Annotated in this window: 12 protein-coding genes; 11 read left to right on the plus strand and 1 reads right to left on the minus strand. The window is 33.3% G+C overall.

Going from position 1 to position 14,327, the window contains the following annotated elements:
• The 7 genes from A3SG_RS0103650 to A3SG_RS0103680 all read left to right on the plus strand — a co-directional run.
• A partial coding sequence (locus A3SG_RS0103650) for a YfhO family protein (protein WP_016988651.1) occupies nucleotides 1–2,337 on the plus strand: 2,337 nt, incomplete at its 5' end.
• Nucleotides 2,338–2,428: 91 nt separating this feature from the next.
• Complete coding sequence (locus A3SG_RS21810) at nucleotides 2,429–2,593, plus strand: hypothetical protein (protein WP_016988652.1); 165 nt, start codon at nucleotides 2,429–2,431, stop codon at nucleotides 2,591–2,593.
• A 268-nt stretch (nucleotides 2,594–2,861) separates the two neighbouring features.
• Nucleotides 2,862–3,050, plus strand: a complete 189-nt coding sequence (locus A3SG_RS22185) for a hypothetical protein (RefSeq protein WP_016988653.1) — start codon at nucleotides 2,862–2,864, stop codon at nucleotides 3,048–3,050.
• A gap of 65 nt (nucleotides 3,051–3,115) precedes the next feature.
• Complete coding sequence (locus tag A3SG_RS0103665; RefSeq protein WP_016988654.1) at nucleotides 3,116–3,343, plus strand: hypothetical protein; 228 nt, start codon at nucleotides 3,116–3,118, stop codon at nucleotides 3,341–3,343.
• 2 nt (nucleotides 3,344–3,345) lie between these two features.
• The gene (locus A3SG_RS0103670; RefSeq protein ID WP_016988655.1) at nucleotides 3,346–4,629 is read left to right on the plus strand and encodes a glycosyltransferase family 4 protein; all 1,284 of its coding nucleotides are present in this window, start codon (nucleotides 3,346–3,348) and stop codon (nucleotides 4,627–4,629) included.
• A 36-nt stretch (nucleotides 4,630–4,665) separates the two neighbouring features.
• Nucleotides 4,666–6,126: a lipopolysaccharide biosynthesis protein gene (locus tag A3SG_RS0103675; protein WP_016988656.1), complete on the plus strand. Its 1,461-nt coding sequence runs from the start codon at nucleotides 4,666–4,668 to the stop codon at nucleotides 6,124–6,126.
• Nucleotides 6,127–6,273: 147 nt separating this feature from the next.
• Nucleotides 6,274–6,570, plus strand: coding sequence for a hypothetical protein (locus A3SG_RS0103680; RefSeq protein WP_016988657.1), 297 nt, complete (start codon nucleotides 6,274–6,276; stop codon nucleotides 6,568–6,570).
• Nucleotides 6,571–6,637: 67 nt separating this feature from the next.
• Here the strand turns inward: A3SG_RS0103680 and uvrA are convergent, their stop codons facing one another.
• Complete coding sequence (gene uvrA, locus A3SG_RS0103685; RefSeq protein ID WP_016988658.1) at nucleotides 6,638–9,424, minus strand: excinuclease ABC subunit UvrA; 2,787 nt, start codon at nucleotides 9,422–9,424, stop codon at nucleotides 6,638–6,640.
• Nucleotides 9,425–9,633: 209 nt separating this feature from the next.
• Here uvrA and A3SG_RS0103690 point away from each other — a divergent pair, with 209 nt between their 5' ends.
• From A3SG_RS0103690 to A3SG_RS21825, 4 genes are all read left to right on the plus strand, one after another.
• Nucleotides 9,634–12,435 carry a triple tyrosine motif-containing protein gene (locus A3SG_RS0103690; RefSeq protein WP_016988659.1) on the plus strand — a complete coding sequence of 934 codons (2,802 nt, stop codon included), beginning with the start codon at nucleotides 9,634–9,636 and terminating at the stop codon, nucleotides 12,433–12,435.
• Nucleotides 12,436–12,917: 482 nt separating this feature from the next.
• Nucleotides 12,918–13,091, plus strand: a complete 174-nt coding sequence (locus A3SG_RS21815) for a hypothetical protein (RefSeq protein WP_016988660.1) — start codon at nucleotides 12,918–12,920, stop codon at nucleotides 13,089–13,091.
• 18 nt (nucleotides 13,092–13,109) lie between these two features.
• Nucleotides 13,110–13,445, plus strand: a complete 336-nt coding sequence (locus A3SG_RS21820; protein WP_016988661.1) for a hypothetical protein — start codon at nucleotides 13,110–13,112, stop codon at nucleotides 13,443–13,445.
• An 81-nt stretch (nucleotides 13,446–13,526) separates the two neighbouring features.
• Complete coding sequence (locus tag A3SG_RS21825; RefSeq protein ID WP_198008496.1) at nucleotides 13,527–14,321, plus strand: hypothetical protein; 795 nt, start codon at nucleotides 13,527–13,529, stop codon at nucleotides 14,319–14,321.
• The last annotated feature ends 6 nt before the right edge of the window (nucleotides 14,322–14,327 follow it).

A 14,327-nucleotide genomic window follows, 5' to 3' on the forward strand; every position in this document is an offset into this window, starting at 1 on the left:
CAAATTTACCAATCTGATATTGCTCAATACACTGGAATGGCTAAAGAGCAAAATGACTTTAGAGCGGCTGAAAATGCAGAGCCCTATTGGACAAACAGCGCTTTTGGAGGGATGCCTACGTATCAATTGGGAGCGAAGTATCCCTATGACTATATCGGAGTAATTGATGACGCGCTGCGTTTTCTACCTCGTCCGGCTGATTATTTATTTTTATACTTCTTGGGATTTTATGGCTTATTATTAGTTTTAAAAACAGATCCGTTAAAAGCCTTTTTTGGTGCTTTAGCCTTTGGTTTTTCTACTTATTTGATCATTATACTTGGTGTTGGGCACAATTCCAAAGCGCATGCAATAGCCTATATGCCACTTGTGATTGCTGGATTTATATTGGTTTTTAGGAAAAAATATGTTTTGGGAGGTTTACTGACTATGTTTGCGACAGCATTAGAAATTAATGCCAATCACTTCCAAATGACCTACTATTTATTGATTTTCTTGCTGATATTATCGGGTTATTTTATTTATTTAGATATTAAGGAAAAATCTTATAAACCACTTTTAAATTCGCTTGGGGTTCTGGTAATCGCTGGGATATTTGCTATTGGTGCCAATGCAACAAATCTATTAGCCACGGCAGAGTATGCCAGTTTTAGTACTAGGGGAAAAAGCGAATTAAGTTTTAATCCTGATGGTTCAAAAAACACTTCTTCAAGCGCGTTGACTAAGGATTACATTACCGAATATAGTTATGGACTGGCAGAAAGTTTCAATCTCATTGCACCAAGACTTTTTGGCGGTTCAAACCATGAATCACTTGGTAAAGACAGTAAAATGTATGAGTTCATGCTAGGTCAGGGAGTCCCTGAAGGCCAGGCAGCCGATTACGTAAAGGGCATGCCCACTTATTGGGGAGACCAACCAATAGTCGCAGCACCGGCTTATATCGGGGTCGTGGTTTTCTTTTTAGCAATTGTTGCCTTATTTATTGACGAGCGAAAAATAAAATACGTTTTTCTTTCTGGCGCCATTACCGCTTTAATCCTTTCGTGGGGTAAAAACTTCCCTGCATTGACCGATTTCTTTATCGACTATGTACCGATGTACAATAAGTTTAGAGCGGTTTCTTCGATACAGGTAATTTTAGAATTGTGTTTCCCAGTTTTGGCAATTATGGGGTTACAGTCGTTTTTTAAATTGGATAAAGAAATGCAATGGAAAGCACTTTGGCGCGCCGGAGCAGTAGCTTTAGGGCTTGTAGTAATCTTGTTTTTAAGCAAAAATATGTTTAGCTTTTCAGGTGTCAATGATGGGTATTATCGCGAAAGTTACGGTCCTGGATTTGTTGATGCGCTGAAAGGGGACCGAATGAGTTTATATAGCGCAGATTTGTTGCGTTCCGGATTTTTCATACTTCTTGTAGCCGGAGTTCTTTGGTTATTTATAAAAAATAAAATAGCCCAAAATACCGCTATAATTTTGGTGGGATTATTTATGGTTTCCGATTTATTTTTTGTTGATAAAAACTATGTTTCAGCAAAAGATTTTGTCAGTGGGAGAGAAGTTGAAGTTCCTTTTCAGGAAACAGCTTCAGATATTGAGATTCTGAAGGATACATCGCACTACCGTGTTTTTGAAGTGAGTGGTAATTTTTCAAGCGCTAGAGCCTCTTATTTTCATAAATCTATTGGGGGATATCATGCGGCCAAACCAAGAAAAGTACAGCAGTTATTTGACTATCAGATTGCTAAGAACAACATGGAAATTCTAAACATGTTAAATGTTAAATACATTATCCAAACCAACAAAGAAGGGAAAGAATTTCCTACGATTAATCCTAATGCTAACGGGAATGCTTGGTTTGTCAATGATGTCAAATTAGTGAATAAGTCCAATAGTGAAATGAAATTGCTGGATGAACTGGATACTAAGAAAGCAGCAATTTTTAATGTTCATCTGTATGGAGATAAATTTAAAAATGCCCGTTTAAAAAGAAATTTAGATACATCAGGAACGATTAAAATAGATCTTTATAAGCCCAATTATATAAAATATACTTCTAATAATGAAAACGAAGGATTAGCTGTTTTCTCTGAGATCTATTATGAAAATGGATGGAATGCCTACATTGATGATGTAAAGACAGAACATTTTCCTGTTGATTATGTATTGAGAGCTTTGATCGTACCGGGAGGAGAACATACGATTGAATTCAAGTTTGAGCCACAAGTCATAAAAACGGGAAGTACGATCACCTTAATTAGTGCTCTGGGAATGTTATTGCTTTTAGGAGGTGGGATCTATTATGAAATAAAGAAAAGTTTTAAGAATGTTGAGTAACGAGGTTTAATTAAAGAGCTTTAGTCAATCTCTTTAATCTTATAATTCAACATTCATTTAGTATATTTGTTGTAATTTAAAAAAAGCAATAATGAAAAAGGCGGTGCTTAATTGTGGGACTCCAAAGGAGTTAGAAGCTAAAAGAATTGTTGAAATTAAATCACTTTCTTATCTCGAAAGATTAGAACGTTTAATGGCGCATTTAGAGGTTTCTTATATGCTTAAAACAGCACAAAAAATACAATCTAAAAAATAATGAATGAGCAACTATTGGCCATTTGGAATAGTTTTTTTAAAATAAAGTTAGATATATAACTATAGGAGGTTTTGCCGTAAATATTTATGGTTATAATCGCAACACAGGAGATATTGATATTTATTTAGAAGACACTCTTGAGAATCGAATTAATTTAAGAAAGGTATTAAAGTCGATTGATTTAGGAGATTTTGAAACAATTGAAACGATGTAATTTATTCCTGGTTGGACAGATTTTACATTGAGTTAGGGTTTGCGATTGGATATTATGACCGTCGTTAAAGGATTGGAAGATAAGTCATTTGATTCGCTTTTAAATGGCGCCACTGTCTTAATGATTAAAAAAACTCCTTTTTATTTTATTGATTACGATAATTTGATTATTGCCAAAAAAGCAACAAACAGACCAAAAGATATTTTGGATATCGAGGAATTGGAAAAATCAAATAAAAATTAAAAAATACGATTTATTTGATTATTGAAAAGCGATAATTATAAATCGTAATCATTGTAAAAATATATATGAAAGAATTAGTAAGATTAAGATCGTTGCAGCAGATAGCGTTTTGGTTGTTTCTTTTTGGAGTAATTATTGGGGGTTTATTGGCTGCATATTTAATTAAACCTGAAAAATTTAATATTGTACTTCTATTGCCTTCGATTCCAGCTTTGTTTTTTATTTCAAGAGGATTGTATAAAAACAGTATTTTATTTTTTGCTGATTTTAAATTAATTTCGACTAAATCTTAAACTTGGAAAACAAAAAAATATTAATTATAACTTATTATTGGCCACCGGCAGGAGGACCAGGTGTTCAACGTTGGCTTAAATTTGCAAAATATTTACCTGATTTTGGAATTCAGCCGATTGTTTATGTCCCAGAAAACCCTACGTATCCCATTATTGATGAAAATTTAATAAAAGAAGTTTCAGATAAGGCAATTGTAATTAAGCATAAAATTTTTGAACCCTATCAATTGGCTTCTTTTTTTTCGAAAAATAAAACAAAGAAAATAAGTTCCGGAATTATCCCAAATCAGAAAAAACAGTCCTTCATGGACAAACTTTTTCTTTTAATACGGGGTAATTTATTTATTCCTGATGCCCGGTTTTTATGGGTAAAACCCTCTGTTTCTTATTTAGAAAAATATATTTTGGAAAATAATATTGATACGATTATTACCTCGGGACCACCACATAGTTTACATCTGATCGGACTGAAATTAAAGCAGAGGTTAGATTTAAAATGGTTTGCTGATTTCAGGGATCCATGGACTACCATTGGGTATCATAAATCGCTTCGATTATCAAATTACGCCACTCTGAAGCATAAGTTGTTAGAGCGTAAAGTTTTAAATGCGGCAGATACTATAATAGTTACCAGTAAGACCACAAAAAGAGAGTTTGAAGCGATTACAATTAAGCCTATTGCGGTAATAACAAATGGGTATGATGTCGAGAAACCAGAAGCGCAGTCATTAGACTTAAAATTCAGTTTGGCGCATATAGGTTCTTTTCTTTCTGAGCGTAATCCTATGATTTTATGGGAGAGTTTAGCGGAGTTAATCACTGAAGTTCCAGATTTCAAATTGCATTTGGAGATAAAATTAATAGGGGCGGTAAGTCAGGAAGTACTAGAAACCATTTCACAATTTGGATTGGATTCTTATTTGAATAATCTGGGATATGTTTCGCATGGAGAAGCGATTGCTCATCAACGCAAGTCCCAAGTTTTGCTATTAATTGAAATTGATTCGGAGGATACTAAAAGTATTATTCCCGGTAAATTATTTGAGTATCTGGTGTCTAACCGACCTATCATTGCAATAGGGCCCAGGAATTCTGATTTTGCGGAAATCATAACAGCCACTAATACAGGAGTGTTTTTCAACTATTCAGAGAAAGTGAAGTTAAAAAGTGTAATTTTGGATTTTTATACTCAATTTTTGCAAGGTAAATTGCAAGCAAATGGAGTAGGGTTACAACAGTATTCAAGAAAAAATCTAACTAAAGAATTAGTTAATTTAATAAAGTAAGCCCTCAAAATCTAACACCTAACTTCTAATCTCCGAATGGGAATAGTATTAAATCAGTCATTAAAAAATACAATAATTACCTATATCGGTTTTGGTATTGGAGGTATAAATACCATTTTCTTTTTTCCAATTATTTTAGGAGATACGTATTATGGTTTAACTAATTATATTCTTTCTGGGGCAAATCTAATGATGCCTTTATTCGCTATCGGTATGCAAAATACTTTAGTAAAATTCTTTTCGCAATGCACTAACGAGGAGGAGCAAAATCGATTTCTGTCATTTACTGTTTTAGTACCGTTAGTTTTATGTATTCCTTTACTACTAATAGCATTATTTTTCTTTGATGATATTGCAGCTCTGATACCTAAGAAAAATGAGCTTGCTATTAGTTATCTGTGGCTCATTCCTTTTACAGGTTTTTGCATGGCTTATTTCGAAATATTTTATGCTTGGGCAAGGGTTCATATGCATTCTATTTTCGGAAATTTTGTGAAAGAAGTTGGATTGCGTGTGTTTTCTCTCTTTGCACTTATAGCAGTTTATTTAAATTTTATAACAGTTATACAATTTATATATGTCACAGCCGGAATATATTTTTTTGCCTTTTTAGTCACCATGTTCTACGCTTTTAAGATTAAAAAACCGCACTTTCAATTTAGCTTACCTGCTAATATAAAAGATATTTTAGTTTATAGTTTTTATATAATTTTATCTGGTAGTGTTGCAAATTTATTACTGGATGGAGATAAAATTATATTAGGGCAGTTTATGGAATTAAAAAACATCGCTTACTATTCAGTAGCGACCTATATAGCATTGGTGATATCAGTTCCTAGTCGCGCTATGCACCAAATTGTCTATCCCATTACGGCAAAACTAATGCATGAGAATCAACAAGAAAAGTTGAATGATTTATATAAAAAAACATCTATAAATTTGCAAATAGTTGGAGGTTACGTGATGTTAGGCATATTTGTCAATATTAATAAAGTCTATGAATTGATGCCTCCAGTCTATGCTGGTGGTATTACTGTTGTTTTTATGATAGGATTATCCAAGTATTTTGATTTGATTTTAGGGAATAATAATGCTATTATTTTTAATTCAAAATATTACAAGATGGTATTGTTTTTAGGACTTATGTTAGTTTTTTTAACCATCACTCTAAATCTTGTTTTTATCCCTACGTTCGGAATTATAGGATCAGCCTTTGCCACTTTACTGTCTATTACTTTATACAGCTTAGCTAAGTTACTCTTTGTTGTAAAACGGATGCATTTGTATCCTTTTACGAAGCAAACCTTATATTCCATGGGGCTCACGTTTGTTTTATTTTTATTGTTTTATTTTTGGGAATTTCCTTTTATTCCTGTCGTTGCCATCGGATTGAAATCCATTCTGTTAACTATGGCTTATGTCTATATTAATTATAAATTTGTTATTTCGATTGAAATTAATGACTTTATTGATTCGTTAGTGAAGAAGTTAAAATAGTCTAGATTTGTTACAGAGGCGCTTAAAGCGTTGAACAAGTGTTAATCACTAAAAGTGGGTATTGTGTTACACGTAGTAAGTTGTTAATTTTGTCTTGTCATCATTGTGCAAATCAAAACAATTTTGGCGTAAAATGATGTGATTATTATGAAGAACCAAGCATTAAATAGAGAGGAGGATTTAATTAAGTTCTCACAAATCTTACAGGAAAAAATGGATAAGGGTTTTGTAATAGAAGAGAGAAATGATAAATTACCTTTTGCTGTGTTATCAAAAAAAGGAATAAAAGTAAATCACAATGTTAATTTTATTTTTTCTTGTATTACATTAGGTTTATGGTCGATTCCCTGGTTGTATAGAAGCTTTATTTCTTCGAGGGACAAAAGAATACTAATTGCCATTGATGAAGATGGAAATGCATTTGAAGATAAATGTTACGGTTAATGTACTGTTTCAAATAAAAAAATAGCTACGATTTATCCTAGGCTATTTTTTTTCTATAATTTTCGGCTTACAGTTTGTCTTTCAAATAGTGTCCAGTAATAGATTTTTTGTTTTTTACAATTTGCTCAGGTGTTCCCACAGCTAGTAACTGTCCTCCGTTTTCTCCACCTTCAGGTCCTAAATCAATAACCCAGTCTGCACATTTTATAAGGTCTAAATTGTGTTCGATAACCAGTATAGAGTGTCCCTTTTCTATTAGAGCTTCAAAAGAGGCTAAGAGTTTCTTTATGTCATGGAAATGCAATCCTGTTGTAGGCTCATCAAATACAAATAATGCTTTTTCTTTTGTCGCTCCTTTTACTAAAAAAGAAGCTAGTTTTATTCTTTGGGCTTCACCACCGGATAACGTAGAAGAAGATTGACCCAATTGAACATACCCCAATCCAACATCTTGCAATGGTTTTAGTTTCTGTGTAATTTTATGTTGTTCGTTAGTTTCAAAAAAGGCGACAGCATCATCGATTGTCATTGTTAATATATCATGGATGTTTTTCCCAGCAAAGGTAACTTCGAGTACTTCTTTTTTGAATCGTTTGCCATTACATGTTTCGCAAGGCAATTGAACATCGGCCATGAAGACCATTTCTACATTGATGGAACCTTCTCCTTTGCAGGTTTCACAGCGTCCAGCATCCACATTGAAAGAAAAGTGTTTTGGCAGATAGCCTCTTATTTTAGACAGTTTCTCTTTCGAATATAATTCTCTAATGTCATCGTAAGCCTTGATATAAGTCACAGGATTTGAACGAGAGCTCCTACCGATTGGATTTTGATCTACATACTCAATGTGCCTTAAATGGGAAAAGGAGCCTGTCATCTCACTAAATTGCCCTGCTTTTTCACCTGCATTATCTAATTTCTTCTGCATCGCAGGAAATAATATTTTCTTGATCAGTGTGCTTTTCCCGCTTCCAGAAACACCTGTAATTACTGTTAGTACATCTAAAGGAAAGGTAACATCAATATTTTGTAAGTTATTTTCTCTTGCTCCTTTAATTTCAATAAAATTTTTAGACGTTCTGCGTTTTTTAGGTACTGATATTTCCAAATCGCCATTGAGATACTTTGCAGTGAGTGACGTTGAATTTATAATTTCGTCAAAGGTGCCTTGAGCAACTAATTCTCCACCGAAGGAGCCGGCTTCTGGACCGATATCGATGATCATGTCGGCAGCTTTCATGATGTCTTCATCGTGTTCAACAACTAGTACAGTGTTACCTAGATCGCGAAGTGATAATAAGACTTTTATTAATCGTTCTGTATCTTTTGGGTGTAACCCTATACTTGGTTCATCTAAAATATACATCGAACCCACCAAACTACTTCCTAGTGAAGTAGCTAAGTTGATACGCTGTGACTCTCCGCCGGAAAGTGTGGAAGAGTTTCGGTTTAAGGTTAGGTAATCTAAACCAACTTCGGTTAAAAAGGATAATCTGTTGTTGATTTCCAATAGCAAACGTTTTGCAATTTGTTTTTCATATTCATCTAATTCGACTCCTTCAAAAAAGGAAACTAAATGCTTAATCGGCAGATCTACTAGGTCAGAAACAGTCTTAGAATTAATTTTAACATAAGAGGCTTCAATGCGCAAACGCTTTCCTTTGCAAGAATGGCATTTAGTTTTACCGCGGTAACGGGAAAGCATGACCCTATTTTGTATTTTATAATTTTTAGCTTCTAATTCTTTGAAAAAATCATTAAGACCTTGAAAATATTTATTTCCCGTCCATATCAGCTCTTTTTGCTCCTCAGTCAATTCATAATAGGGTTTGTGAATTGGGAAATCAAATTTGTAAGCGTTGTTTACTAATTCATCACGGAACCAACTCATACTGTCACCTCTCCAAGGGAAGACAGCGTTCTCATATACGGATAAAGTGGTATTTGGAACAACAAGTTCTGCATCAATACCTATAATATTTCCATACCCTTCACATAGGGGACAAGCACCGTAAGGATTATTGAAACTAAACAAGTGCACATTTGGTTCTAAAAATGTTATACCGTCTAGTTCAAAATTATTCGAATACGAAAATTTCTTATCCGTTTTTAATTCTTGTAGATGACAGATGCCTTTCCCTTCATAGAAAGCCGTTTGTACCGCATCTGCAAGACGATTATAGAATTCTTCTTCGGCTTTTACTACAATTCGATCAATAATCAGCATTATATCTTTCTTGTCAAGCGAATGCTGATCAATTTCGTCTAAACGAATCATTTCATTATCAACCAAAATTCGAGCAAACCCTTGCTGCAGTAATGCTTTAAGTTTATCCTCTAGTTTTCTCCCTTCCTCGAGGTGAATTGGTGCAAGAAGCAACCATTTACTGTCTAAATCAAAACTTTCGACATCAGTGACCACATCGGTAACGGTATTTTTTTTTACTTCTCGGCCGGAAACTGGGGAGAACGTTCTTCCAATTCTGGCGAATAGCAATTTCATATAATCATAAATCTCAGTAGAAGTTCCTACTGTAGAACGAGCGTTCGTCGTATTTACTTTTTGCTCAATCGCAATAGCGGGTGCAATCCCTTTAATGTATTCTACTTTTGGCTTGTCTAATCTTCCAAGGAATTGTCTGGCATAAGAAGATAAACTTTCTACATACCGGCGCTGTCCTTCGGCATACAGAGTATCAAATGCTAAACTTGATTTTCCAGATCCGGAAAGACCCGTAATTACAACCAATTTGTTACGTGGAATAACAACATCCACATTTTTTAAATTGTGTACCTCTGCTCCTTTAATAATTATATTTTTCTTTGGATCTATTTTGGAAAAGTCAACTTGCAATAAAAAAAAATGTATTTGCACAAAAGTAATCAATTTTGAACAGAGAACTGGGACTGAACAAGTCACTAAATTTTAGCTAATTAAAGTATTTTAAATTAGTTTTGGTTTGCAGTTAATAATCATCTGCAGCGGATACTTTAAAATAATTTTTTCTAGTGGTAAATACTATTAATAGTTTTATTTTTGAAATGTAATAAAATCCCAATTCATTGAAAACAATAACATATGTCCTACTCTTTCTAGTATCTTCTTTTGTTTTTGCGCAAGAGTTGCCACCAATTGTAAAATATGCTCCGAATCATTATGGCGCAGGGAATCAAAATTGGATGATTGCTCAGGATCAGAATCATTATTTATTTTTTGCTAACAATGAGGGTCTCTTGGAATACAATGGTTCTAATTGGAAGTTATACCCATCTCCTAACGAAACAATTATTCGTTCTGTTAAAGTAATTGAGGGTAAAATTTATACGGGCAGTTACATGGAATTTGGTTATTGGACAAGAAAATCAGATGGGCAACTTAATTACACTTCCCTAAGCCAAACTATAAAAAATAAAATTCTTGATGACGAACAGTTTTGGAACATATTAAATTTTGATCAATGGGTAGTTTTTCAATCGTTGAATAGAATCTATATATATGATACCAAAGCAGGTAGTTTTAAAATTATAGCGCCTGTGACTGGCATAAATAAATCTTTTAGAACAAACAATTCTATTTATTTTCAAACCATTGCCGGGGAGCTTTTTGAAATAGAAAGAGGTAAAGGTAGGTTAGTGTCTGACAATCCTATTTTGAAAAATAATAGGATAATCAATATTTTTTCAATCAATGAGGGGCTTTTGATTCAGACGCAATTAAATGGATTTTATACCCTCATCGGAAGTGATTTATCTAAATTTTCAACTGAAGCAGATTCCCAACTGTTAGCAAGTAGTGTTTACAGCAGTCAATTGCTTTCGGATGGTAATTTTGCTATTGGAACGGTATCTAATGGAGTTTTCATTATCGACAGCAGCGGTAAAATGAAATATCATATTTCACAGAATCGAGGGTTGAGTAATAATACGGCGCTCTGTTTGTTTGAAGATGTAGACAAAAATCTGTGGGTTGGACTAGACAACGGGATAAACTGTATCAATCTCCGTTCTCCGATTCATAACTTTGTTGACAATACGGGAGTGTTGGGAACGGTTTATAGTTCTAAATTGCATAAGGGCAGTTTATATATTGGAACGAATCAGGGATTGTTTTATAAAAAATATCAAAGCAACGAGGTTTTTAAATTAATAGCTGGTACTAAGGGTCAAGTTTGGTCTTTATTTGAATATGACGGAACTTTATTTTGCGGTCATGACTCTGGAACCTTCATTATAGGTGAAGGTACCGCAAAAAATATATTTCCTTATTCCGGAACATGGAAGTTTGAAACGATGCCCCATAAAAAAGAGGTTTTGCTTCAAGGAAATTACTATGGTATTTCAGTATTAGTAAAATTTAATAATGAATGGGTTTTTAGAAATAAAATTTCAGGTTTTGACTATTCATCAAAATATTTTGAAATCGGAAACAATAATGAAATATATGTCAGTCATGAATATAAAGGAGTTTTTAGATTACAATTAGACAGTAAATTGCTAAAAGTAAATTCTTTCAAGTCTTACGAATCTCCTAAAAAGGGAAAAAACGCGAGTTTGGTAAAATTTAATAATAAAATTTATTATGCCTACAAAAAAGGTGTTTTCAAGTTGAATGATAAAACGAAGCAATTTGAAAAAGACACTTTATTAAGCTCGGTTTTTGAAAAAGACGAATATACATCTGGAAAATTGATTGTAGATAATTCCACTAAAATTTGGTTGTTTTCAAAGAATTATATTCATTACTTTTCCTTGAGCAAGTTAAGTAATGAGCTAAAACAAAATGTAATTTCGATTCCTGCGTCGTTAACTAACTCTATGTTAGGTTATGAAAATATCTCACAGTTATCAAACTCAGACTATCTTATAGGGACGACAGACGGTTATTATATTATGAATATTAATGATCTGAGTTTTAAAAGCCATACCGTTCTTATGGCTAACATCGCTACAAATAAACTGAATGAAACTTCTGTCAGCCAGTCTATCAAAGAAAACGGAAGCTTTAATTATGATGATAATAATATTAGCTTCAGTTATACCGTACCGGAGTATAATAAATATATAAATGTCGAGTACCAATATTTATTGGAGGGATTTCAAGAGGAATGGAGTGAATGGAGTGCAAAGTCTACAGTGAGTTTTAAAAATTTGGCACCAGGGGAGTATACTTTTAAGGTAAAAGCCAAATTTGCAAATTCAACTTTGGACAATACGGCTATATATTCGTTTATAATTCTTAAACCATGGTATAGCACTAACATTGCCGTTTTTATTTATCTTATTTTTATTCTTGTTGTAGTGTACCGTATTAATAAGTCATACAAAAATTATTATCACAAACAGAAGGAAAAGTTGATTGAGGAAAATAATCTTTTATTAGAGATAAAGGAATTGGAGAATGAGCAACAACTTATGCGCATTAGAAATGAACAGCTTTCTCAGGACGTAGATTCTAAAAGCAGGGAGTTAGCGGTTTCTACGATGAGCTTAAATAGTAAGAATGAATTACTGGCATATATAAAAGAAGATTTGAAAAAGAACGATGAAAATGAAAGTAGGAGTATAAAATCTGTTATATCAACTATAAATAAAAACATTTCTAAGGATGACACTTGGAATGTTTTTAAAGAAGCTTTTGACAGTGCTGACAAAGATTTCTTAAAAAAAATAAAATTAACTCATCCTTCGTTAACACCAAATGATCTTAGACTTTGCGCTTATCTCAGACTGAACCTTTCTTCTAAAGAAGTCGCCCCTTTATTGAATATTTCTGTACGTAGTGTAGAAATAAAAAGATACCGTTTGAGAAAGAAAATGGAGTTGTCTCATGAACAAGGTCTTGTGGAGTATATTCTGACTATATAGTAATTTTAGTAAACATATCTATAATGAGTTAAAACCGCAACATTCAAATTTACTGTTTGTTAACTTCTTATTGTTTGCAAATAATACACTTTTTATTCGTCCGTAAATTCGTGCTTTTTACAATTTTATGCTTTTTTACAGATTTTTGTTAACCTTTCATCAAGTTTTCTTCCTATTTTACAATTCACAAAAAACATGAATTATCAAATCGACCTACCATTCTTTTTTTGTGTATTTATACTATTAATTGATTCTCAAATCATTATTATTAAAATTGTATCAGTGGATTTCATTTTGATCTTGTCGTCTACCTTTTGCATCGTACATCGATATAAAATATAATTTCGATATGAGTATAAAAGATTGCTTCATTTCAAGCAGCCTTTATTAAAACAACGGGATCTATTTTTTTTAAAGAATCAATAGTAAAATAAACATAAATATGAAAAACATTATTCTAAGATTAATATTTTTTTTATTTTATGGCAACTGCGTTTTCACAGTCTAATAACGTGTCGGTAGTAAGTAATGATGAAGGCATAAAATTAGTGGTCGATGGAAAGAATTTTATGATCAACGGTATGAACTGGGATTATTATCCCATTGGTACAAATTATTCATACAGTTTGTGGAATCAATCTGATAATGTCATTTAAGCAGCTCTTGATAAAGAAATGAGTTTATTGAAAAATATGAGCGTAAACACGATCAGGCAATATGTTGGTATCCCCTCAAAATGGATTAGTTACATCTATGAAAATTATGGTATTTATATCCTGCTTAATCCCACGTTTGGGAGGTATGGTCTTACCCTAAAAAACACTTGGGTACCTATTACCGAATATTCTGATGCAGATACGAGAAAACTGTTGTTAGCGGCAGCCATGGCTATGGTTGAAGATTATAAAAGCACTTCAGGATTATTATTATTTATGTTAGAGAATGGGAACAATTACGGTCTTTTTTGGGATGGTGCCGCAACGGAAGATATACCTTTTGAAGATCAATAATCAACAATTAGAGCGCATAGCAGGTAGACGCTTTTTAGTGACGCTATTGTGGAGATGAAGAAAATTGATAAAAGGCACCCCATGGCTATTTGTAATGGCGATTTACAATTTTTAGACATCATTAAAGAACAATGCTCTGATATAGGTATATGGGGGCCAAACGTTTATCGTGGAGCATCTTTTGGCGATGCATTTAAAAGGGTTAAAGACGAATTAAATAAACCTATTATGTTCATTGAGTTTGGCGCAGACGCATTCAATGCCTTAAGTAACTCCGAGGATCAAAAATCTCAAGCCTATTATGATGTTGCTAACTGGAAAGAGATTTATGAGAGTGCAGCTGTTTTAGGAGAGGCTGGAAACTCAATTGGAGAGTTTACGTTTCAATTTAGTGATGGATGGTGGAAATATAGCCAGACAAAAAATCTAGATATTGATGACACTAATGCCTCCTGGTCAAACGGAGGTTATTCGCTAGATCAAAAAGGTACTGAAAATAATAGGAATGAGGAGTGGTTTGGTATCTGTGCCAAGGGTGCGACAAACTCTCGCGGACTTCATGATTTGTACCCACGTGCTTCTTACTATGCATTAAAAGAAGCACATAATTTTAATGCTTATGCTCTAGGAACGACCCTAGAATCTTTTGCTAATGCTTTCTCAAATAGCAACCTAGTAGATGCCGTACTAAGAGCACGTGGAGATAAAGCAGCTTTAGGGTTTATTTTCAGTGAAAAAACTAGTCTCAGTAACGTGAAAGCTGAGTTTACTACTTACAATACAGGAGGAAGCTCAATTACAACACCAAAAACAGCGAATCCAGAGAAGGTAGTCTATCCAAATAAATTAGGCTTTGATCATATGCAGTCGTATTAGATTGGC

It is taken from the genome of Flavobacterium sp. ACAM 123 (genome assembly GCF_000264055.1).
In the GTDB taxonomy this organism is placed as follows: domain Bacteria; phylum Bacteroidota; class Bacteroidia; order Flavobacteriales; family Flavobacteriaceae; genus Flavobacterium.

Coding starts and splice junctions, on each gene's coding strand:
- A3SG_RS21810 (WP_016988652.1), top strand. CDS start 2,429: ATGAAAAAGGCGGTGCTTAATTGTGGGACTCCAAAGGAGTTAGAAGCT.
- A3SG_RS0103665 (WP_016988654.1), top strand. CDS start 3,116: ATGAAAGAATTAGTAAGATTAAGATCGTTGCAGCAGATAGCGTTTTGG.
- A3SG_RS0103680 (WP_016988657.1), top strand. CDS start 6,274: ATGAAGAACCAAGCATTAAATAGAGAGGAGGATTTAATTAAGTTCTCA.
- A3SG_RS21820 (WP_016988661.1), top strand. CDS start 13,110: ATGAGTTTATTGAAAAATATGAGCGTAAACACGATCAGGCAATATGTT.
- A3SG_RS0103675 (WP_016988656.1), top strand. CDS start 4,666: ATGGGAATAGTATTAAATCAGTCATTAAAAAATACAATAATTACCTAT.
- A3SG_RS21815 (WP_016988660.1), top strand. CDS start 12,918: ATGGCAACTGCGTTTTCACAGTCTAATAACGTGTCGGTAGTAAGTAAT.
- A3SG_RS22185 (WP_016988653.1), top strand. CDS start 2,862: ATGACCGTCGTTAAAGGATTGGAAGATAAGTCATTTGATTCGCTTTTA.
- A3SG_RS21825 (WP_198008496.1), top strand. CDS start 13,527: ATGGCTATTTGTAATGGCGATTTACAATTTTTAGACATCATTAAAGAA.